This is a genomic window from Myceligenerans salitolerans (genome assembly GCF_017349295.1).
GTDB lineage: Bacteria > Actinomycetota > Actinomycetes > Actinomycetales > Cellulomonadaceae > Myceligenerans > Myceligenerans salitolerans.
In genome coordinates, this window is the sequence record NZ_JAFMPK010000044.1 from 291024 (window position 1) to 313052 (window position 22029).

The following is a 22029-nucleotide window of genomic DNA, read 5'->3' on the forward strand; positions in this document are numbered from 1 at the left end:
GTGACGGCGGGATGCGGGCGTACGACGACGGGCCCCGGATGCGGGCGTGCCTGTGGATAACGTTCCGTCGGATGGCCCATGGGGAGCCGTGGTGTCTGAACTCCCGGCGTCGGGAGTGTTGTCGCCAGGTGTCGGCGCGGCGTGACGAGACTCGCCCAACTTTTCTTCCTCCACAGGCTGGGGGCGGTGTTTATGCAGGTCATCGGGGGTTAATCAGCGTTATGCACAGGCGTTGTCCACAGTTGTCCACAGGGTTGTCCACCGGTGTACACAGCCCGGGACCACTTTTCCACACCGATATCCACAGGCGTGTCCACAGGTCGCGTTGCGGCGGGTCGCTCGGCCGTGTCAGTGTCCCGGGGTACAACTGGAGCCAACGCCCCGGACGGGATGTTCAGCAGGCGGTCAGCTGAACCGTGACAGGCCGGACGCGGCGAGACGAGAGAGGAGGCCCGGATGTCGATCGACGAGCTCGAGGCAGGCTATTCCGGGCCCGGACCGGGACTCGACCGCACTCCGCCGCAGGACGTCGCGGCGGAGATGAGTGTGCTCGGCGGCATGCTGCTCTCGAAGGACGCCATCGCCGACGTCATCGAGCAGATTCGCGGCAACGACTTCTACCGCCCCGCGCACGAGCAGATCTACGACGCGATCATCGACCTGTACGGACGTGGGGAACCGGCGGACGCCATCACCGTCGTCGCCGAGCTGAACCGTCGCGGTGAGCTGGCACGTGTCGGCGGCGCCCCCTACCTGCACGACCTCATGGCCAGCGTGCCCACCGCGGCCAACGCCGGCTACTACGCGAAGATCGTGCGCGAGCGTGCGATCCTTCGACGTCTCGTGGAGGCGGGTACGCGCATCGTGCAGATGGGTTACTCGACGGACGGCGGCGAGGTCGACGACGTCGTGAACAACGCCCAGGCCGAGGTCTACGCGGTGACGGAGCGCCGGGCGAGCGAGGACTACCTGCCCCTCTCCGAGATCATCGGCCCCACGTTCGACGAGATCGACGCCGCCCAGGGCCGGGGGGAGGGCATGGTCGGGGTGCCGACGGGCTACTCGGACTTCGACCGCCTGACGAACGGCCTGCACGCGGGCCAGATGATCGTCGTGGCAGCCCGGCCGGCGGTGGGAAAGGCGCTGGCGCTGGACACGCCGCTGCCGACACCGTCGGGCTGGACCACGATGGGCGAGGTGTCCGTGGGCGACGAGCTGATCGCGGCCGACGGGACGCCGACGAAGGTCGTCGCGGCGACCGAGGTGATGACGGGCCGCCCCTGTTACGAGGTCGAGTTCGACGACGGCACGGTGATCGTCGCCGACGCCCAGCATCAGTGGGTGACGAGCACCCACGCACAGCGCCGCACGGTGAGGTCCGGTCAGACGCCCGGATCCGCCGTCCGCACCACCGAACAGATCGCCTCCACCGTCCGCTGTGACACCGCCGACCGTCGCGCGAACCACTCGATCGCCACGGCGCGACCGATCACTCTTCCGGACGTCGATCTCCCCGTCCACCCCTACGCCCTCGGGGTCTGGCTGGGCGACGGGACCTCACGACGTGCCGAGTTCACCTCCGCCGACCCGGAGATCGCCGCGCGGATCGAGGGCTGCCAGGACGGCCACGACACCAACGGCACCGCGGGCGGGCGGCTGCGCGCACTGGGAGTGCTCCAGGACGAGCACGTTCCCACCGTGTACCTACGAGCCGGCCAGTCCCAGCGGCGCGAACTGCTCGCGGGTCTCCTCGACTCCGGCGGGACGGTCGACCCGCAGGGCGACGTCCGGATCACCGTGACGAACCATCGGCTCGCGCTGGGTATACGTGAGTTGATCCTCTCCCTCGGCTACCGGACGAGCTGGTCCGAGCGGATCGCCGGAGACGGCGCCACCGCATCGTCCACGGCGTGCACGATCACTTTCACGGCACACGACGACGTCTTCCGGCTGGAGCGGAAGCGGCTCCTGCACAAGGAGCGGCAGCGCCCCCCGACAGCCGAGCTCACCTCGCGGTTCATCGTCGACGTCCGGCCGGTCGAGTCCGTTCCCGTACGGTGCGTCGAGGTGGAGCACCCCACGCACCTGTACCTTTCGGGTCGCTCGATGGTGCCGACGCACAACTCGGTGCTCGGCATCAACGTCGCCGGCCACGCGGCCATCCATCACAACCAGGCCGCCGTGATCTTCTCGCTCGAGATGAGCCGGAACGAGATCACCATGCGTCTGCTCGCGAGCGAGGCGCGGGTGCCGCTGACGCGCATGCGGTCGGGCAAGATGGACGACGGCGACTGGCAGAAGCTGGCCGCCACGATGGGCAAGATCTCGGACGCGCCGCTGTTCATCGACGACTCGCCGAACATGTCGCTCATGGAGATCCGGGCCAAGTGCCGGCGGCTCAAGCAGCGGCACGATCTCAAGCTCGTCGTGATCGACTACCTCCAGCTCATGACGTCGGGCAAGCGCGTCGAGTCGCGGCAGCAGGAGGTCTCCGAGTTCTCCCGAGCACTCAAGCTCCTCGCGAAGGAGCTCGAGGTCCCGGTCATCGCGATCTCCCAGCTGAACCGAGGCCCGGAGCAGCGCGGCGACAAGAAACCGCAGATGTCGGACCTGCGTGAATCCGGAAGCATCGAGCAGGACGCGGACGTGGTGATCCTGCTTCACCGCGAGGACGCCTACGAGAAGGAGTCTCCCCGGGCCGGCGAGGCGGACCTGATCGTCGCGAAACACCGAAACGGTCCCACGGACGTCATCACGGTGGCCTTCCAAGGGCACTACCAGCGCTTCGTCGACATGCAGGTGTGAGGCGCCGGCCTCCACCGTCGCGAACCGATTAGTACTCGGTCCACGACTCGGATTTATCGATACATTGGCGCGATCCGTGGGCGTCGTCCGCGGATCCGTTCCCGGCGACGTCGCCGGGGACCGCGCTGAAGGGAGTGACACCATGCGACACCTCACCACGTCCGGAGGGCGTCGGCTCGTGCCGGCGGCGCTCGCCGCCCTGCTCGCCCTCGGCGGCCTGACCGCACCGAGCTGGGCGGCACCCGAACAGGACGCCGCCGCGCTCGACGGGACCGCCGGCTGCGGCCGGTCCGCTGGGCTGTCCACCGGCAACCACACCATCATGAGCGGCGGCCGATCCCGCACGTTCCGCCTGGACGTGCCCACGGGGTACGACCCGAACCACCCCTACCGCCTCGTCGTAGGACTGCACTGGTGGCACGGCACCTCGCAGGACGTGGTCAACCAGAACTTCTACGGCCTCGAGCCGCTCGCCGAGGGCAGCACGGTGTTCGTCGCGCCTCAGGGCATCGACAACGCCTGGCCGAACACCAACGGCCAGGACGTCGCGTTCGTCGACGACGTGCTGCGAACCGTCGAAGACGCACTCTGCATCGACACGACCCAGCGGTTCGCGACGGGGTTCAGTTATGGCGGCGGGATGAGCAACGCCCTCGCATGCGCTCGCGCCGACGTGTTCCGGGCGGTCGCCGTCCTCAACGGCGCTCAGTTGTCCGGGTGCGCCGGAGGTACTCAGCCGATCGCCTACCTCGGTTCGCACGGTGTCGTCGACGACGTGCTGAACATCTCGCAGGGGCGCGCCCTGAGGGACCGCTTCCTGCAGACCAACGGGTGCCAGGCGCAGCAGGCGCCCGAACCCGCACCTGGCAGCGGTACCCACGTCAAGACCACCTACACCTGCCGTGACGGCTTCCCGGTCGTGTGGATCGCCTCCGACAGCGGACATCAGTGGGACGCACGAGACGGCGGACAGCAGCAGTCGTGGGTGCCCGGGGAGATCTGGCGGTTCTTCACGTCCCTGACGTCGACGACACCGTCCCCCTCCCCGACACCGACGTCCGACCCGACCACGACCCCGCCCCCGGCCGGCGACTGCACGGCGACATATCGCACGGTGAACTCCTGGCCCGGGGGATACCAGGGCGAAGTGACCGTCGAGACCGGATCGCCGTCGACCTCGTGGAGCGTCAGCTGGCCGTTGTCCGGCGGAACCGTGGACCAGGTGTGGAACGGCTCGATGACCTCGCAGGGCGACATCGTCACCGTGCGGAACGCGGACTGGAACGGCACGCTCCCGGCCGGGGGCGGCACGACCTTCGGCCTGCTCGGCAGCGGCACGCCACCGGCGTCGCCGCTGACGTGCACGAGTTCGTGAGGTGCTGTCCGTGACGACGCGAGCGCTTATCCGTCGGCTTCGGAAACGAGCAGATCGGCCGTGACCAGGACGTAGCCCTCCTCGCGGAGGTCGTCGACGATCTCGGGGACGGCGTCCACGGTGGACGGATGGATGTCGTGCATCAGGATGTTGCTGCCTGCTTCCACCTGCGCTCGCACGCGACGGCGTGTCTCCTGCGCGTCCCGGGTACGCCAGTCCTCCGTGTCGAGGCTCCACAGGACGACGTCGAGGCCGGTGCGGGTCGCCAGCGACCGCACCCGGCCGTCGACGTCGCCGTAGGGCGGGCGCAGGAGGAACGGGGTGGACCCGGTCGCCTCGAAGATCGCGTCCTGGGTGCTCCTGAGCTGTTCGCGCACTGCCGCGTCGTCGAGACTCGTGAGCTGCGGGTGGCTCCAGGAGTGGTTCGCCACGAGGTGCCCGCCGTCGGCGACGGCGCGCACGATCTCGGGCCGCTCCGCGGCGTTGTCGCCCACCATGAAGAAGGTGGCGGGCGCATCCTTCCGCGCGAGGATCCGGAGCAGTCGCCGGGTGTCCGCGACAGGGCCGTCGTCGAAGGTCAGCGCGACGCACCTGGCCACGCGACAGTCGACGCCGTCGGCGCGGGCGGCGGCACGACGCTCTTCGTGGATCCGTGCCAGCCGGGCGGACCACAGCGAGTGCGTCGTCCCGAGCACACGGTCCCGGAGCGGGACGGCCGCACCGGGGTCCACGGCCTCGGGCCCGGCATCGAGGATCTCCTCCGCATCGGTGACGGCGTCGCCGAGCCTCTCGAGTGCACCCTCGCCGACCTGGGGACGCAGGTCGGCGAGGGCGTCCCGTCCTTCGGTGGTGGCGCTCCGCAGCTCGTCGAAGGCCCACTGGCGGTGGGCGTCGGCGACGGCGACCGTCGCCTCGGCCACGCCGGCGGCCGCGTCGTCGAGCTCGGCGGGTGCCGGGTTCGATCCGTCGACCACGTCCACCCGCACCTCCGGGAGCGTCTCGGGAAAGAAGGGGTTGGGTCGGACGACCTCCTCCACGACGCGCGTGGCGGACGGGTACACCACGTCCGCGGCGCGCAGCTGCCTGGCGTGGTCGAGAGCGTCGGCGAGCGGCTCCCGGACAGCAGGGTCGGCCACCTGCCCCTCGCTGTCGGCGTAGGTGCGACGACCGTCCTCGAGCGTGTCCTCCAGCGCGTCGAGGCTCTTCTCGTAGGCGCCCTCGGCCCGGGCCCTCGAGCCCTCTGCCTCGTCGGTGACGCGGGCGACCTCCGCGTCGTAGTCGGCCACCGCCTCCTCCCAGGCCCGGTGCTCGAGGATCCCGCCGACGACGGCGGTGGCCGCGACGAGAAGGACCACCGCTCCGCCGACGTACCACCACCGTGCGCGCCGGTGGTGCGCCGGTGGCGGCTGGGCGGCCGGTGACGCCGTGCTCATCCCCCAGCACCCGTGACGCCCGGTCGGCGAGGATCCGGTCCCGGCCAGGAAGCGGCGGCCGGCTCGGGCCGGTGGATGCCACGGGGCCGATAGCCGAGCTGGTCGGACAGGCCCGCGAGGTCCGCGAGCAGCCAGACGACGGCGAGCCACATCTCCGTTCCCTGCAGGCTCGGGGCTGTCGCGGAGACGGACGACGTCGTCGGGTCAGGCGCCTGGAAGCCGAATCCCTGGCCCGGGGTCCAGTGGCTCAGCGCGTCGGACAGGAGCCGCCGTGCGAGAGCGGCGACGTCCTCGCCGCGATATCCGGACGTCCGGGTGAGCCACAGCGGGTGGGCGACGTCGAGCACGTTGCAGGCGTTCTGCCGCGCCGGAGCGAAGTACCGGACGTCACGCGAGTGCGCCAGGACGGTGTCCACGACGCGCTCGGCGTAGGGCACGGGGAGCCCGTACTGCGCGAACGTGCCACGCGTCGCCCGGTAGTAGCCGTTCACGACCTGCAGCAGCCCTTCTGGCTCTCCGGCACGGCCCCACATCCCCGTTCCGGGGTCGGCGTTCCTCAACAGCCATCCGAACAGCGCCTCGACCGTGCCCCGGCCGTTCACCACCCCCAGGCGCGTATTCCAGTGCAGTGCGGTCGCGAGTCCGTCGACCCAGTGCCCGGCGGCCCACGCACCGGTGTCCCAGTCCTGGCCCTCCAGGCCGGCCACGACGTCGGCCGCGGAAGCGTCGGCGAAGACGGCGAGGGGGTGCGCGAACCGAGATCCGAGCAGGTCGAGCGCGTAGCCCACGCACAGGACGTGGTACCCGGTGGACGGGTCCAGGATCGTCGCCTCGGGCGGGACGGGACGCCGGTCGTCGCCGAGTTCGCCCACCAGGCCGGTGGCCGGGTCCTGCCACGAGCGGAGCACCTCGGCGAGGTCCGTGGCGTGCTGCCACGGGGGCGGACCACCGAGCAGCAGATCGGCGATCTCGACCGCGTCGCACTGCGCCCGCACGGTCGGTGCGGCTCCCGGACGGTTCGTGAACAGTCCGCCGACGTCGTTCCGGTACCGGTCAAGTACCACTTCCGCCTGCTCGCGAGCCGCGGCGGCGAAGCCGGCCACCGCACCGGCCAGGTCGTCGGTCCGCCGCCGCGACGGACGGTCCGGCCCCGTCCGCCACTTGATGACGCGCGCGGGGTTACCGCCGACGACCGCACCGGCCGGCACGTCCTTCGTCACGACAGCCCCGGCCGCGAGCACCGCCTTGTCACCGACCGTCACGCCGTCCAGGACGACCACGTGCGAACCGACCCAGACGTCGTCGCCGATCGCGATGCCCTTGGTGGTGAGCGGCTGCTGGTGGATCTCGAGGTCCGGGTCGTCCATCGTGTGGTTGAACCCGAGCAGGGACGTGTGAGCGCCGATGCGGACCGCGTCCCCCAGGCGAACCTCGCCGCGTACCACCGTGTACGGGTTGATGGTGCAGTCCCGTCCGGCGCGCAACGTCCCGGACAGGTAGGCGCCCGCCGCCACGTAGGTGCGGTCGCCCAGTTCGAGCGTCTCGTTCGTCACCGAGGCGAGTTCCGACACGAAGCACCGCTCGCCGAGGACGAACCCTCGCTCGGCGGCCAGGACCTCCTGGAGCGCGTGCTGCCGCACCTTGTCGGCCTCCCCGGCACGGTCCCAGAACTCCCAAGGGGTGTAGTCGAGGTCCGAACGGCCGAACGTCTGCCCGATCGTGCCCGCCACGTTGTGCTCGGCCATTGCTCTCCTTCACACGAACCGTCCGACGAGTCTGCGGCAGTACGTGCGCTGCTTCAACCTGCGCGAGGCAGGCCGGTGACCGGGCCGCACGCCCACGCCCGTCCCGAGCAAGCCGGGCGACACCCCGGTGGCACGAGGTCCGCCCGCCGCCCGGCGCTCCGGCCGGACCACGACCCGTATGTGACGCAGGTCACGCGACACGTCGGTGCCGGCCCACCGTCCTATGCGTGTGATCGGAACGCCTCCCCCAAGCGGGCCCGAGGCGCCCCGACGTGTCGTTCGACCAGAGGAGGCAGAGTGAGCAGTCGTTCGTGTGTCGAGGCACACCAGCCCCATACCGCACCGGCCGCACTGCGCCGGCCGGCGATCGAGAGATCGCTCGATGACGCACTGCGCGCGACGACGACGGGCATGGTTCTGCTGCGCGGTCCGCGCGGAACCGGCCGCCGCACGGCCGTGACGCTGTGGACCCGGCGACTCGTCCGGGACGGGACGGCGGTGGTCCGGGTGGAGCTGCGTGAGAGCGAGTCGATCGACGGCGAGATGCTCGCAGCGGCCGTCCGCGCGGGGCTGATGTTCATGACCGGTGAGCCCGCGGCTCCGGCTCCGGCCCGGGGCTGGACGCCGAAGGACATCGCCACCGTGCTCGACGCCCGTGAGACGGTGCTCGTCGTCGACCGGCTGGGCCCGGCGTCGGAGGCGGCACTGAGCTTTCTGGACCGGGTGGCGCGGCCGCTGCGCAGAAGCCGCGTCGTCGCGCTCACCGCGATGCCGCTGCGCGGACCGGACTCCTCCACGGCCGCCCCCGTCGAGCTGAACCCGCGAGACCTGAGCGTCTCGGCGTACGAGGCGAAGACCGCGGCGGCATCACTCGGGGTGCCTCTCAGCGACTCGCAGGCGGACCTGCTCGTCACGGCCACGGCGGGCTGGCCCGCGATGGTCTACCCCGCGCTCGACGAACTGCGCCGGACGAGCCCCGCGGACGCCGCCGTCCCCGACGAACTCGTGGCGGCCGCCGCGGCGGCACATCGCGCCGCCTTCCTGCGCGACGCCCTGCCCGACGAAGCTCTCGCGGTGCTGGTCGAGGCGAGTCTGTCCCACCGGTTCACGTGGCACGAGCTGGAGGCGACCGGTCTGCTCTCCACGGTCCCCGAGGTCTTCCTCGACCGGCTCGTGGACGCCGGTGTCGTCCTCGAGGACCCGGCCGGCGAGGACCTGGCCGTGGAGCCGCACCTGCGCCGTGCGCTGCTCGGCTACGCGCACGTCCACGACGTCGGCCTGCGCCGGGCCTCGTAGCCGTCGCGTCGCGCACACCTACGACAGCCGCAGCACAGGAACGCCGTCGACCACGATCTCCAGGAAGGGTGGCGTCGGGCTCGGGCTCGGCGTCGGGCTCGGGCTCGGGGTGGGAGCCGACGGCGAGGGAGCCGGCGCCGGGCTCGAGACCGGTGGCGGCGGCGCCGGGCTCGCCACGGGTGGTGTGGGCTCGGACGTCCGCGTCGCCGCCGGCGTCGGCTCCTGTTCGGATGTCCTCGCCGGTGTCGACGCCGGCGTCGGTACCGGAACCGTCCTCGAGGTCGGCCCCGGCGAGGGAGCCGGCGTAGGGACGGGCACCGGGCGCGACGACGTGGGGCTCGGAGTCGCCGTCGGTTCGGGACGTGGCTCGGCCGGTGGCGGCATCGGTTGCCAGGGCCACGCGAGGAGGAGTTCCAGCGCGAGATCCGTGCCGCCGCCCGAGTCCGCGGCGGTGTCGTCCCTCGCGAGGTCCGACGCGGCGACCGCCGACAGCGTGAGGAGGCACACCGCGGCGACCGTGGCACCGTGGAGAGCGGCACGTCGCACGTCGCGCGGCCGTGCCCACCACCACCGCCGGCCCAGGGCGCGCATCCCACGCGGTCCCGCACCCGGCAGCGAACCGCCCGGGAACACTCCTCCAGCTACCGGCCCGTCGGTACCGCGAGCCCCCGCGCCGCGGTCCGCCGCCGCCGCGAGCGGCAGGCCGAACGGAAGCAGCACCGCGCGCATGCGACGCCTGAGGTCGCGCATCTGCTCGACGACGGCCGCGCACGGCGCACATGCCAGCACGTGCGCCTCGATGCGATGGTGCACGGGGACCGCCAGCGACTCCTCGACGTACCGCGCCAGGTGCGGGGCGTAGTCCTCGCACCCGGGAGCCACCCGGTCCTGATGCGCCTGCAGGTACTCACGCCGGAGTCGCTCGCGTGCCCTGCGGACCAGCGACGAGGCAGCGTTCGGTGACACCCCGAGCAGCGGGCCGGCCTGGGCGGGCGGCAGCTCGTGGACGTCCACGTACCAGAGAACCCGGCGCCAGCGTGGCGGCAGCGCGGCGAAGGCCCGCCGGATCCGGCGGGCGTCGTCCGCCGTACCCAGCCTGTCGGTGTCGTGGTGCGGCCTGTCGACCACCTCGACCTCGGCGGGGACCGCGCGCTCCTGTGCGCGCACGAACCCGATCGCCGTGTTGCGCACGGTCGTCAGCAGGTACGAGCGGACGTTGGCCGACGGGCCTCCCCCGCCGCGCACGACGGCCAGGAGAGAGGCGAACGACTCGGCGACGACGTCGTCGACCGTGGGCCCGCTGCCGACCACACGCCGCGCGACGCCGACGGCAGTGCGGTGGTAACGGCGGTAGAGCTCGGCGAACGCGTGGACCTGGCCGGCCCGGAGGTCGGCGAGCAGCGTCTCGTCGGACCGGGTGGAGCTGGTCACCTCGGCCATCTGCGGGCCCCCCTGGCACCTCGATGAGCTGTCCTGATCGCGTGGAACACTACGGCCAGGCGGGTACGACCGTCCAGGGGCTCAGGACCGCCGTCGGACCGCCGCCTCCGGCAGCGACTCCTCCAGCGCGGCGATGAGCGTCCGGGCGTCGTGGGACCCCTGGTTCCGGACGCCGTTGAGGAAGAAGGTCGGCGTGCCCTGGGCACCGCTCGCCCGTGCGCTCTCGGCGTGCGCGCGGACCCGTTCGGCCAACGTCTCGTCGGCCATGTCGCGGTCGAAGCGCTCGACGTCCAGGCCGAGCTCGAGCGCGTAGCCACGAAGATCGTCGGGTTCGAGCCGGGCCTGGTTCGCGAAGAGGACGTCGTGCATCTCCCAGAAGGCACCCTGGCGGTGTGCGGCCTCCGCCGCGAGCGCCGCGCCGAAGGCCTGGGGATGGACGTCCTCCAGAGGAAGATGGCGGACGACGTACCGGATCTGATCGCCGAAGTGGTCGGCGAGGTCCTGTCCCATCCCGGTGGCACGCGCGCAGAAGGGGCACTGGAAGTCGAGGTACTCGACGACCGTGTACGGAGCTCCGGCAGGGCCGCGCAGGTGGTCGCGCTCGACGTCGACGTCGGGCGTGAGGGTGACGGGCAGGTCGGCGCTGTGTTCGCCGAAACGCACTCGCGCGACACGGAAGGCGAACGCGCCGACGAGCGAGGAGAGCACCATGGCGACGAGAACGCCGATGGCGGCTGCCTGGGTGTCGGCCTCGTCCTCGAAGGCGAGGTCGGCGATGAGGAGGGAGACGGTGAAACCGATGCCGGACAGTGCGGCACCTCCGACGACGCTGCCGGGTCCGACGCCGTCGGGCAGTTCGCCGAGCCCGGCACGGACGGCGGCCCATGCGCCGAGGCTGATGCCCACGAGCTTGCCGGCGACGAGCCCGGCCACGACCCCCCACAGAACGGTGGAGCCGAAGGCTTCGCCGAGGGCGCCGCCGCGCAGGTCGATGCCGGCGTTGGCGAACGCGAAGACGGGGACGACGACGAGGGACACGGGCGTGCGGAGCTGCTCGTGGAGGCGGTGGTTGACGGAGATGGACCGCGCCAGCCCGAGGCCGACGACGCGCGCGACGCCGGCGTTGGGCGACTGCCAGTAGGAGCGGAACAGGTGTTTGGCACGGACGACGTCCTCGCGTTCGGGGCTGGCCGCGGGAACGAGGAGCCCGGCGAGCATCCCGGCGAGGGACGGATGGACCCCGGCCTGCACCGTGGCACCCCAGAGCACGACCACGACCAGGACGTAGGGAGTGCTGCGCCACTCGCGGGCCCGGCCGAGCAGCCACAGGGCGAGGAGGCAGGCGGCGGCGAGGACGAGGGGTCCGGGCCGGACGTCGTCGGAGTAGACCGTGCCGATCACGGTGACGGCGATGAAGTCGTCGACGACGGACAGGGTGAGCAGGAAGATGCGCAACTGGTTGGACATCGCGGGCCCGACGAGCGCGAGGACGCCGAGCAGGAACGCGGTGTCGGTGCCGATGACGACGCCCCAGCCCGTGGGGGCGTCACGACCCGCGATCACGAGGTAGACGGCAGCGGGCGTGAGGACACCGAGGGCACCGGCGACGAGCGGGACGAGGCGGCGGTTGCGCTGCCGGAGGGCTCCGACGGCGAGTTCCTGGCGCACCTCGAGGCCCACGACGAAGAAGAACAGGACCATGAGTCCGTCGTTGACCCAGTGATGCAGGTCCATGTCGAAGCGCAGGTCGCCGGCGTCCACGTGGACCGGAAGTTCCCACAGGTGCTCGTAGGCGCCGGAGAACGGCGAGTTCGCCCAGGCCAGGGCCACGAGGACGACACCGACGAGCAGCAGCGCGCTGCCCACCTCCGTGCGGAGCCAGTCGAGGGTGCGGCGGGTCCACCGCGTCCGGTGCGCGTCGTCCATGGTGCGAGGGTAGGAGATCGCACCGGCGTCCGCCGTCGCGGTCCGGCGTGCCGAGTGCGGTCAGTCGCCGAATCTCAGGTCGGTTCCGTCGACCTCACGGTCCCCCAGCGGGTGGGTCGAGCGGGCGTTGTGGTCCTCGGCGCGAGTCAGGACCGCGAGCTGGCCGGACGAGAGGGTGATCCGCTCCTGGAGCACCAGCCACTGCACGCCTTCGGTGCACGGCGGCGTGGTCAGGCTGCCCTCGTAGGAGTAGGCCGGCGACTCGCCGGGCAGCATCCGTGAGAGGTCGAGGTCCGTCTCGGTCTGCTCGTCCGCCCGGACGGCGTCGATGAAGGGCTGTACGGCGGGGGTCTTGTCACCCTTCTCGGCCAGAAGGCCGAGGACGAGCACACCGCCGTCCGGACTCCGGTGCACGAAGTGGAACTCGACGTCGGCGGGGTCGCCCGCGACGGTGTGCTCCGACGGCACGTGGTAGTGCATCTGGACGAGGTCGTACGTCACCTGGTCGTGGATCACACTCGTGCCGGCGCCGTCGCCGTCGCCGTCGCCGTCGCCGTCGTTGACGGTGAGCTGGAACGTGTGGCCGGTATCCGCGACCGCCCCCTCCGCGTCCCCCACCTGCACGTCCGTCCGGCCTCCCCCGTGCGGTACCCGCGCCGGCAGGTCGACGGGGGACTGGTGAGAGCCGTCGGCGCACAGCGCGAAGTCGTCGGAGAGCTCGCCCCAGTGGGTGGGGCCGTCGTCGCCGTCGTAAGCCCAGTGCACCCGGTCCGCGCCGGGTTCGGGTGCGGGCTCCTGCGGTCTCTCCACCGTGTTCGCCGGGGCCGGCGGCGAGGAGACCGGCACGCCACCGCAGCTCGTCAGACCGGCGACGGCGAGGAGCAGGACGGCGGGCGTGAATGCGCGCGCAGGAACAGACATCGGGTTCCGTTTCTCGAGGGCGACCGGCGACACGGCCGGGGGGCCGGCCGCCTGGCCGGCATCATGGCGAGTCGCCACACGCAGTACTACCAGAATTCACCCGCTCGAGCCCGGGGCAGCCGGGGCCCAGGCGCACGGCGCGGCTCCGGGGCGCAGGCGCACGGCGCGCCTGACTCCGGCCGTTTTCCCGAAGTGCTGTGACATCCGCGGGCTTCGTGCGTCTGGGCTGCATGACGACAAACCTGATGGACACCGTTTCCTGGGCCGCCCACCGCCGCGCCGTCGTGCACACGGTCAGGCGCCGCGTACCGCTCGTCGACCCGGAGGTCGCCACGAGCCGCGGGCTCGCGATCCTCTGCGCCCGCATCGTCGCGGACGGCGCCGTCGATCGGCCCGCCGACATCTGGTGCGAGGCGGCCGTGGACGCCGCGCTCGCCATGCTGCGTGAGACGATCCTCGCCGCATCGCGCCGGCCCGACCCCGCCACGGCCGATGACATGCCCGGCGCGGACGCCTGAGGGCGGGACCGTGCCGCGGCGCTCACACCATTCCTACCTGCGCCGACGCTCGATTGCGCCCAACGCACGATCATGAGGCAGGGATGCGTCCGCGGCGCGCCGGCGGGCGAGCGGACGCGCTCCTTGATAGACCCCTGTCGACGGGCATTATCGAGTGCACGAGAACAGGAAAGAACCATGACGACCGCCCCAGAGCTGTCCTTGACCGGTACCGACGTGCCCGCCGGGCTTCGGTACGAGGTGCCGTTGGACCCGCGCCCGATCGTCATCGAGAACGCGCCGGAACTGCAGCCCGTTCTCGCCCGGGCGAGCGCCGGCGGGTTCTTCGAGAAGGCCCGCGAAGGCCGCCGAGTGGGAGAGGCACGCAACAAACTGCACCGTGCCGCGATCGCCTATGCCATGTCGGCACGCCCCGTCGAACGCGACGATCTCGCGTCCATGCTGACGGGAGCCGCCCAGCAGTGGTCCCGCACGCTGTCGGACACCGGCAACCACGTGCCCCGGCCGGCCCCGGATCCGCGCCTGACCACGTCGCTCGCGCTCCTGGAGCGTGTCGCGACAGTGACGGAGCACGTCGTGCGCACACGCCGCACCACGTTGCTCAAGCCGCTTCTGGCAGACATCAAGGATGTCCTGCCCTGACCGGCTCGTCCGACGTACCTCCGCGACGTACCTCCGCGACGTCCCTGCCCGAGTCCGCGCTGTCCGAGTCCGCGCACGGCTCCCCGGAGCGGGCTGCCCACCGCGGACGCCGGAGACGATTTTCGCGACCTCCAGCGCATACCAGACAAAATTGTGGCGACACGCCGGTACGGCCGGGCAAAGCAGAGGGGTCGGTCAGCCCTGCGTCCGGGTGACTCGCGGAAAAGGTCCGATCTCACCTGCGTGTCGACCCCGGTCGAAAAGTTACAGGGCCGACCTTGTCAAGTTATTCCGCGTCACCACATGCCTGGTCGAGACAAGCACGATTTCTTCACCTAGCGTCGAGTCCGTTGCGTCATAGGACGACGCAGCCACGGGCGGTCGTGAACGAGCTTGAGCACGGCGCCCGGAGACCCTAGGTGCGATTCGGAGAACCACTGGTGAGTACCAACGTCAGGTGCGGTCGACACCGCGCCGACCACACTCCCAATACCCCGCTTACTGCACTGTCGAAGACCGCGGCGGACGCAGCCCGCAAGGGCGCTCTCGTCGCGGCGACATCGGGGATCATCGCGACGACGCTGTCGAGCACGGCGTCCGCTGCTCCTGAGGGCAACGCCCGCTACGAGCGCGTCACGGGACTGGATCTCGAGGCCCTGAACGCCTCACGTACGCACATCGAGACGGCGCCGGCAGTGAGGGTGGCGCCCGATGCCCGCCTGGACATCGCGACCACGGTGGTCAAGGTGAAGCCGGCACCGGAGCCCGAGCCGGAGCCGGAGCCCCGGCCCGAGCCCGCGCCCGCGGCCGCCGCGACAGGAACGGCCGCTCCCGTCTCCGACGGCTCGATCGGCGCGCGCGCAGTGTCGATCGCGATGCAGTTCGTCGGCACGCCGTACGTCTACGGCGGCGAGTCCCCTGGCGGCTTCGACTGCTCCGGGCTCGTGAAGTACGCCTTCGCGCAGGTGGGCGTCTCGCTCCCGCACTCGTCGTCCGCCTTGCGCAGCTCCGGCATGGTGGTGTCCGCGGCCGAGGCGCGGCCCGGCGACCTCGTCTGGACACCCGGCCACATCGCGATCTACGCCGGTGGCGGCATGGTGGTCGAGGCCGTCAGCTACGGCACCCCCCTGAGCTACCGCGCCATGTGGCAGAGCAACCCGACCTTCGTCCGGGTGGTCTGACCGGTCCGGGCCGGGCCGGCCGTCGCGGCCCGGCCCGCTACCTCGGCGTGAAGGCACGGAGCTCGTCGAACTCCTCCTCGTCGCCGTCATCCATCCCACGAGTCAGCCGTAGGCCGGCGACGGCGACACCGAGCAGCAGGCCCACCACCCAGCCGCCGAGATCATGCTGGTCGGTCGAGAACGTCGTCCCCCGTAGCGGCTCCCAGGCCGCATCGAGAACCGCGGGGATCGACAGCGGTGCCGCTCCCGGAGCGAAGTAACCGCTCACCGCGTCGAGTACGGGGCCGACGGCCTGGAGCACCCACACGAGGGCTGCTGCCGGGAGCCAGCCGAGCATCTGGAGCGGATTGCGGTCCACTCCCAGCCCGAGCGCGATGCCGAGCGCGACGGCGAAGACCCACCAGGTTCCCTGCGGCGCGGGGGCCACTCCGGGCAACAACCCCCAGAGCCAGCCGTCCGCGAGCACGACAGGAAGGGCAAGCGCCGCGGCTCTCACCGGTGCCGGCGCGAGTGCGGCCAGAAGTCCGAGGACCAGGCCGAGGACCGTGCCCCCCACGGCGATGGCCAGCAACGCGTCAGCCTTCGCGTCGTCCGCTCCGTCGGCGGCGTTCACCTGCCACCAGGCGCCGGCGCCGGCCGCGGCCAGAGCCAGGGACGTCCCGCACACAGCGGCCACGGCGCCACCGCCGCGACGGCGAGCGAGTCGTGCGCTCGCCCCGGCCAGCACGCCTCCGATGACGCTCATCGTGACCAGCGAGGCGACGGCGTCCTCGGCCGCGAGCGGTATCGGTGTGAACGCGTCGATCTCCTCGGCCGACGCCGACTGGACACCGAGGGCCTGAGAGATCTCGTGCACGATCCACGGCAGAAAGCCGACGGCCCACCACACGATGGCGCTGATCGGAAGGATCCACCATCCCGAGACGCGCACGGGGAGCTCGGTCGGCGTGATTGCTTCGGTCACCGTGTCGGTCGCGCCGTTGGCCATGGCGCGCACCGTAGCGGAACAGGCATGACAGGCGTCGCCGGCGCGGGCGAAATCTCTGGCAAAAACGGCCATAGTCCGCCGTTTCACGTTGTGCGTGACACGTTCGTGACTTTTTCGCCGAAGGTGTGTACCTTGAGTCTCGCCTCGCCCGAACGGGTGAAGTCACGAAGCGGACGCCGAGCCCTGCCACCGCATCGTGCCCAGGATGATCGTGGCAGGGACGGGGGAACCATCTCCGGGCGACGGACCGGCGGAGCCCACGGGGTTCCGAAGGGCCGGAGTCCTCGGGGTGAAGCCGGGCAGAACCCCCACATCTGCTCGGCCGGGTGAGCATCTCCCACCCGAACCCGACAGCTCACCTCGTAGGCGGTACAGGAGAACACGGTGACCCACGCCACCCAGCGCGGCCGCCATCGCGCGGACCGCAAGGCCACAACCCCCCTCACAGTCATCGCCCGCACCGCCTCCGAGAACGCCGGCACCGTCGCCCGCCGTGGCGCGCTGGCCGTCGCCGCCGGCGGCGTTCTCGTCTCGACGTTCGCCACGACCTCGCACGCGGCCCCCGCCTCCAGCGATGTCAAGACCGCCGCGAAGATGGACGGTCTCAACCTCGACGCGCTGAAGGAGACGGCCGGTCAGGCCATCAGCCAGGCCGGGACGGTCTCCGTCGGCCACAACGTCCGGCTCGACGTGGAAGGCGCGACCGTCACCGCCGACGGAAGCACCAAGGTCGAGGGCCTCGTCGAGGTGACGCCGGCCCCGGAGCCCCCGCCCACGCCGCTCAACATCCAGATCACGAACACGGCGTACAACTACCTCGCGGGCGCATACGTCTGGGGCGGTTCGACCCCGGGTGCCTTCGACTGCTCGGGTTTCATCCAGTACGTGTACGGCCTGTACGGCATCGAGCTGCCGCACTCGTCGTCGGCGATGCTCAACGCCGGTTACCAGGTCTACGACCCGCAGCCCGGCGACATCGTCTGGAGCCCCGGACACGTGGCCCTGTACGCGGGCAACGGCATGATCATGGAGTGGTACCAGAGCGGGCTTCCGGGCCGCTACACGGAGATGTGGCAGGACAACCCCGTCTTCATCCGCGTCATCTGACACCGTGACGTGACCGGAGCACGTCCGGACACGCACACACCGCATCCGAGCGCCGCGGCGCCGTCGGCTCCTCTGTCCGACGGTCCGCGGCGCTCGACCTCGTCGGCGACCACACACCGGGTTCACCGCCCGGATGCCGTCGGGCAGGACTAGAGTCGTAGGTCGTGCGATACAGCAAGTCCCGCCAGGCGCGGGAAGTGAGCAGTGCGGCGGCGCTGCGACGCCGCCCGGGGCAGATCGTCACTCTCGGCTTCCTGGCCACGATCGCCGTCGGGACGCTTCTGCTCTCGCTGCCGGTCGCGGCCGAGGGTGAGCCCGCGACGCTGGTGGAGGCACTGTTCACGGCCACGTCGGCCACGTGCGTGACAGGCCTGATCGTCACCGACACCCCGGTGTTCTGGTCGGCCTTCGGGGAAGCCGTGATCGCCGTGCTGATCCAGATCGGCGGACTCGGCGTGATGACGCTGGCCTCGCTGCTCGGCATCCTGCTCACGCGGCGCCTCGACCTGAGCTCTCGGCTGGTGGCGGCCGCGTCCACCCGGAGCGTCGGGCTCGGGGATGTGCGAGGCGTCCTGACCCGGGTGCTCAAGATCGCCGTCCTGGTGGAGGGTGCCTGCGCGCTCGTCCTCACCGCACGGTTCCTCATCGCTTACGACATGCCGTTCGGCGCAGCCTTGTGGAACGGAGTCTTCCACGCGGTCTCCGCCTACAACAATGCCGGCTTCGCGCTGTTCAGCGACTCCCTCATCGGCTTCGTCGGCGATCCCTGGGTGAACCTGCCGATCAGCACCGCCGTCATCCTGGGTGGCATCGGCCTGCCTGTCATCGCCGAGGTCCTGCGCGCGCTCCGCGCCCGCCGGCGGCCGCGCCGGTGGAGCGTGCACACCCGGATCACGTTGTGGATGACGGCCGTCCTGCTCGTCGGCGCCACACTGTTCTTCCTGGTCGCGGAGTGGGACAACCCGGCGACCATGGGTCCCCTTGGCGTCGGGGAGAAGATTCTCGCGGCGTTCACGCAGGCCGTGATGCCACGTACGGCCGGCTTCAACTCCCTGGACACCTCGCAGATGCATCACGAGACCTGGCTCGGCACGATCATCCTGATGTTCATCGGTGCCGGTTCCGCGGGCACGGCCGGTGGCATCAAGGTGACCACCTTCGCGGTCCTGGCGGTCGTGATCTGGTCGGAGCTGCGCGGCGAGCCCGACGCCAACGCCTTCGACCGCCGGATCTCCCACGGTACGCAGCGCCAGGCGCTGACCGTCGCGCTGCTGGGTATCGCGATCATCGTCGTGCCCACCCTGTGGATCACCGCGTCGACGCCGAACATCAGTGTCGCCGAGATCCTGTTCGAGGTGACCTCCGCGTTCACGACGACCGGGCTGTCCACCGGTATCACCGCTGATCTCGCGTGGTTCAACCAGCTCCTGCTGGTCCCGCTGATGTTCGTCGGCAGGCTCGGACCGATCACCCTGGGCACCGCCCTGGCGCTGCGCAACCGACAGCGGCTGTACCGCATGCCCGAGAGCGCCCCGATCATCGGCTGAGTCGTCCGGCATCACGGCCAGGCGCAGTAGTCGGCGATGTACTCGAAGAGGTCGCGCTTCGCGGCGTCGGGCATGGGAACGTGGACGACATGCTGCGGGATCCCGTCCACGTCCGCGTGCACGGGGAGGTACGTACCCCGCTTGTCCTCGGAGACGGCGTGATGGTCACAGCGGGTCGGTACGAGGGCGAGCTCGAGGACTCCCTCGTCCTGGCCGGCCAACGCCCTGCCGCGCCACGCCCCACCTCCGACCGGGTCGATCAGGGTCGAACCGTCGATCCGGGTGATCCGGACGTCCGGGCCGCCCGCGACCGGTTCGGCGGTGAGAGTGAGGACCGCGACGGTCTCCCCGTCACGACGCTCGGTGCGCAGCGCCGGGCCCTGAGCAAGCGTGACTCCTGAGGCGACCGCCGCTCCCGCACAGTCCTGCGCGAGGTTGCGGGCGAGATGCCCGCCGGAGTCCGAGACCGGCACCTCGACCGTGGTCGGTTCGCCGTGGTCGCTTCGGCTCCCGACGGCCACGGTGACCGTGGCACGCAGCTCGGCGGCGGAACCGGTACGCCCTGTGCGCCCGGACGGGCAGGTGGCCTCCCCGAGCCGGACGTAGAAGCCCCGCCGGCCGCCGACGGCCAGCGTCTCGGTACGGAACGGCCGCGTCGTGGTCTCGGTCGACACGCCGAAGCTCTCGCTCTCCAGTTCCCCTCCGAGAAGAACGAGGTCGGTGTCCGAGCTGTTCGCGACCTCGATCTCGACCACGCGTTCGGCGTAGTCCAGACGCGCCTGCCGCAGCGTGGCGACCAGGTGCCCGGCGACGTCGTCGGGCACCGGTCCGTGCCGCTCACCGACTGGGCCGCCCGCACCACAACCGGACAGGAGCGTGGCCGCGACCAGCATTGACACAGCAAGGGCCCGGGCCCTGGGGACGCACGGTGGCATGCGTCCCAACCTAGGCCCAGGCCCTCGCCGTGTCAGCGGCTCACGCCGACGTCAGCGGCTCCGACCACAGCAGCCGGTCAGTCCCTCTTCCGGTTGAAGATCATCTCGAACACACCGATGACGATCAGCGCGCCGATGACGGAGAACAGCCAGGACTGCCACGACCAGAACTGGTCGAACGAGATGTCGAAGATGAGCCCGCCGAGCCAGCCACCGAGCATCGCGCCCAGGACACCCAGCAGCAGGGTCAGCCAGAAGCCGCCCTTCTGCTTGCCCGGCAGGATGATCCGCGCGATGACGCCGGCCAGCAGACCGAGGATGAGGAAGGGAATGAAACCCATGGTGATGCTCCTCCAGTGAGAGTAGGTGTTGCGGCACCTACCTTGGCACTGAACCGCCGTATTCGCCCACTGTGTACGGCGATTCGTCGCATGAGGGGCAAATCTCGCCATGACCGGCGAGCCGGACAGCGTCGGAGCGCTAGGCTTCGGCTGGCCGAAGGACCGATATGACAGCAGGGAAGCAGAGTGAGACGCGTGCGAGCGATTCGCGAACGAGTGGGGCAGCTCGTCGAGGCGACCTGGTTCACCCGCGGGATCCTCGCGGTCATCGTCGGCAACGCGATCGTGCTCGGCGTCGAGACGTCGGTCGACGGCGGACCGGTCGACGTGTGGCTCGGCTACGTCGACACCGCGATGCTGTGGATCTTCGTCGTCGAGCTCGCCCTGCGGATCTTCGCCCACGGCCGCAGGTTCTTCACGGATCCGTGGAGTGTGTTCGATCTCCTGGTCGTGGGCATCGCGCTCGTTCCGGCGTCGGTGCACTCGCTCTCGGCGCTGCGGGCTCTCCGGATCCTGCGCGCGCTTCGCGTCGTGAACGCGGTCCCCTCGATGAAGCGAGTGGTGAACGGTCTGGTCGCCGCCGTGCCCGGCATGGGCTCGGTCGGCGCGCTGCTCGTCCTGGTCCTGTACGTGTCGGCGGTGATCGCCACCAAGCTGTTCCGGGACATCGCTCCGGAGCACTTCGGACACCTCGGAACCACGCTCTTCACCTTGTTCCAGGTCATGACCGGTGAGGCCTGGCCGGATATCGCGGCCACCGTCATGGCCGAGATGCCCGGCGCGTGGCTCTTCTTCGTGCTGTTCATCCTCGTGGTCAGCTTCGCGGTCCTGAACCTGTTCATCGCCGTGATCGTGAGCGGCATGGAGAGTCTCGAGGAAGAACTGGTCGAGCACGACAAGGAGGACGACGCCTCCAACGCCGCGCTCATGGCGGAGATCCAGGCGGTTCGCGCCGAGCTGGCCGCCCTCCGCGCCGAGCGCGGCAACGGCGCGGCCGAGCCCGCGGCCGCCCCGGCCGCCGGCGCGAGGTAGCGCGGAGCGCCGCGGCCGAGGACAGGTGCGGCCACGCGGCGCTGCGTGACACGAGCGCCGGATCGACCTGCCCCTGGCACAGTTCGATCCGGCGCTCGGCCGGAGGTTCGGAGCCGGGCGGTGATCGGCGTGCTCCCAGCACACTCCGATCACCGCCCGCTCCGGGACGAACCTGGCTCGGCCCGCCCCCAGCGCGGTCCGAACCTTCGCGTCGGTGGAGAGACGGCCCGGCGGCTCAGATGTCACAGCACTTCCGTCGACACACTGTGTGATCTGCATCACAGTTGGTTACCACCGGCTCGGAAGGCGAATCCGGGTGATGTCGGGCACACTCAGCTGTCAGAACCGCCCCAAACCCAGACAGACAAGCAATACTCCCCGACAAAATGGCTGGAGTGCTGTGACATTCGATCCCCTCGAGCGTCAGGGGCACATGACAAGCACCGAACACACCGAGCTCGTCCGGTTGGGTGCGCAATATCTGCGCGCCTACTCGGATGGCGACGCGGTCAGCCTGTATCGGCTGGCGGACGCGTGGGGGGCCTCGGATCTGTGTGCGGCCGCCTGCGAGGTTGCCCTCGCCGTCATCGACGCGACCACCGGGCCACGCGGGATCGACGCCGTCTATGAGGCGTTTCATCGGCAATGAACCACGAGAAGTTCAAGAACAGCACCACGGACAGCGAGGATGACCCCAGACATGCTCATGCAATGCGACCTGCCACCATATATCCCGCCAAGGGGCTTGCATTCCCCCGCCGTTGCGGTGCGACCATGTACGCGCGTTCCGGTATCGA

General features: G+C 70.7%; 18 protein-coding genes and 1 riboswitch. Of the genes, 10 read left to right on the top strand and 8 right to left on the bottom strand.

All coding sequences use genetic code 11. From position 1 onward, the window contains the following. Positions 1-456 precede the first annotated feature (456 nt). Both dnaB and J0911_RS12310 read left to right on the top strand, forming a co-directional pair. Positions 457-2805 carry a replicative DNA helicase gene (gene dnaB, locus J0911_RS12305; protein ID WP_207275722.1) on the top strand — a complete coding sequence of 783 codons (2349 nt, stop codon included), beginning with the start codon at positions 457-459 and terminating at the stop codon, positions 2803-2805. Between the two features lie 142 nt (positions 2806-2947). Continuing rightward, the gene (locus tag J0911_RS12310) at positions 2948-4180 is read left to right on the top strand and encodes a CE1 family esterase (RefSeq protein WP_207275723.1); all 1233 of its coding nucleotides are present in this window, start codon (positions 2948-2950) and stop codon (positions 4178-4180) included. Positions 4181-4206: 26 nt separating this feature from the next. On the opposite strand, the gene J0911_RS12315 is transcribed toward J0911_RS12310, so the two are convergent. Both J0911_RS12315 and J0911_RS20815 read right to left on the bottom strand, forming a co-directional pair. Beyond that, positions 4207-5613, bottom strand: coding sequence for a polysaccharide deacetylase family protein (locus J0911_RS12315; RefSeq protein ID WP_207275724.1), 1407 nt, complete (start codon positions 5611-5613; stop codon positions 4207-4209). Next, complete coding sequence (locus J0911_RS20815) at positions 5610-7358, bottom strand: acyltransferase (protein ID WP_207275725.1); 1749 nt, start codon at positions 7356-7358, stop codon at positions 5610-5612. The genes J0911_RS12315 and J0911_RS20815 overlap by 4 nt, the downstream gene beginning before the upstream one ends. 297 nt (positions 7359-7655) lie before the next feature. On the opposite strand from J0911_RS20815, the gene J0911_RS12325 reads away from it, so the two are divergent. Continuing rightward, complete coding sequence (locus J0911_RS12325; RefSeq protein WP_207275726.1) at positions 7656-8654, top strand: P-loop NTPase family protein; 999 nt, start codon at positions 7656-7658, stop codon at positions 8652-8654. An 18-nt stretch (positions 8655-8672) separates the two neighbouring features. Here the strand turns inward: J0911_RS12325 and J0911_RS20820 are convergent, their stop codons facing one another. From J0911_RS20820 to J0911_RS12340, 3 genes are all read right to left on the bottom strand, one after another. Beyond that, on the bottom strand, positions 8673-10085 hold the full coding sequence (locus J0911_RS20820; RefSeq protein WP_207275727.1) for a sigma-70 family RNA polymerase sigma factor: 1413 nt from the start codon (positions 10083-10085) through the stop codon (positions 8673-8675). Between the two features lie 90 nt (positions 10086-10175). Beyond that, positions 10176-12020, bottom strand: a complete 1845-nt coding sequence (gene nhaA / locus J0911_RS12335; RefSeq protein WP_207275728.1) for a Na+/H+ antiporter NhaA — start codon at positions 12018-12020, stop codon at positions 10176-10178. A gap of 60 nt (positions 12021-12080) precedes the next feature. Beyond that, complete coding sequence (locus tag J0911_RS12340) at positions 12081-12941, bottom strand: carbonic anhydrase (RefSeq protein WP_207275729.1); 861 nt, start codon at positions 12939-12941, stop codon at positions 12081-12083. A 245-nt stretch (positions 12942-13186) separates the two neighbouring features. On the opposite strand from J0911_RS12340, the gene J0911_RS12345 reads away from it, so the two are divergent. The 3 genes from J0911_RS12345 to J0911_RS12355 all read left to right on the top strand — a co-directional run bounded on the left by J0911_RS12345 (position 13187) and on the right by J0911_RS12355 (position 15282). Beyond that, on the top strand, positions 13187-13459 hold the full coding sequence (locus J0911_RS12345) for a hypothetical protein (RefSeq protein WP_207275730.1): 273 nt from the start codon (positions 13187-13189) through the stop codon (positions 13457-13459). Positions 13460-13636: 177 nt separating this feature from the next. Then, complete coding sequence (locus J0911_RS12350) at positions 13637-14101, top strand: hypothetical protein (RefSeq protein WP_207275731.1); 465 nt, start codon at positions 13637-13639, stop codon at positions 14099-14101. Between the two features lie 440 nt (positions 14102-14541). Continuing rightward, on the top strand, positions 14542-15282 hold the full coding sequence (locus J0911_RS12355) for a C40 family peptidase (protein ID WP_307865059.1): 741 nt from the start codon (positions 14542-14544) through the stop codon (positions 15280-15282). A 37-nt stretch (positions 15283-15319) separates the two neighbouring features. Here the strand turns inward: J0911_RS12355 and J0911_RS12360 are convergent, their stop codons facing one another. Further along, positions 15320-16270 (bottom strand): hypothetical protein, encoded by a 951-nt coding sequence (locus tag J0911_RS12360; protein WP_207275732.1) that lies wholly within the window; start codon positions 16268-16270, stop codon positions 15320-15322. 187 nt (positions 16271-16457) lie between these two features. After that, a riboswitch (cyclic di-AMP (ydaO/yuaA leader) is annotated at positions 16458-16653 on the top strand. A gap of 1 nt (position 16654) precedes the next feature. Here J0911_RS12360 and J0911_RS12365 point away from each other — a divergent pair. Both J0911_RS12365 and J0911_RS12370 read left to right on the top strand, forming a co-directional pair. After that, positions 16655-17377 carry a C40 family peptidase gene (locus J0911_RS12365; RefSeq protein ID WP_207275733.1) on the top strand — a complete coding sequence of 241 codons (723 nt, stop codon included), beginning with the start codon at positions 16655-16657 and terminating at the stop codon, positions 17375-17377. 164 nt (positions 17378-17541) lie between these two features. Continuing rightward, positions 17542-18924, top strand: coding sequence for a TrkH family potassium uptake protein (locus J0911_RS12370; protein ID WP_307865060.1), 1383 nt, complete (start codon positions 17542-17544; stop codon positions 18922-18924). An 11-nt stretch (positions 18925-18935) separates the two neighbouring features. Here J0911_RS12370 and J0911_RS12375 read toward each other — a convergent pair whose 3' ends face one another. Both J0911_RS12375 and J0911_RS12380 read right to left on the bottom strand, forming a co-directional pair. After that, positions 18936-19817, bottom strand: a complete 882-nt coding sequence (locus tag J0911_RS12375; protein ID WP_207275734.1) for a hypothetical protein — start codon at positions 19815-19817, stop codon at positions 18936-18938. 119 nt (positions 19818-19936) lie between these two features. Next, positions 19937-20200 carry a GlsB/YeaQ/YmgE family stress response membrane protein gene (locus J0911_RS12380; protein WP_207275735.1) on the bottom strand — a complete coding sequence of 88 codons (264 nt, stop codon included), beginning with the start codon at positions 20198-20200 and terminating at the stop codon, positions 19937-19939. Between the two features lie 195 nt (positions 20201-20395). Here J0911_RS12380 and J0911_RS12385 point away from each other — a divergent pair, with 195 nt between their 5' ends. Continuing rightward, positions 20396-21232, top strand: a complete 837-nt coding sequence (locus J0911_RS12385; RefSeq protein ID WP_307865061.1) for an ion transporter — start codon at positions 20396-20398, stop codon at positions 21230-21232. 433 nt (positions 21233-21665) lie between these two features. Continuing rightward, positions 21666-21881 (top strand): hypothetical protein, encoded by a 216-nt coding sequence (locus J0911_RS12390; protein ID WP_207275737.1) that lies wholly within the window; start codon positions 21666-21668, stop codon positions 21879-21881. Positions 21882-22029: the final 148 nt, after the last annotated feature.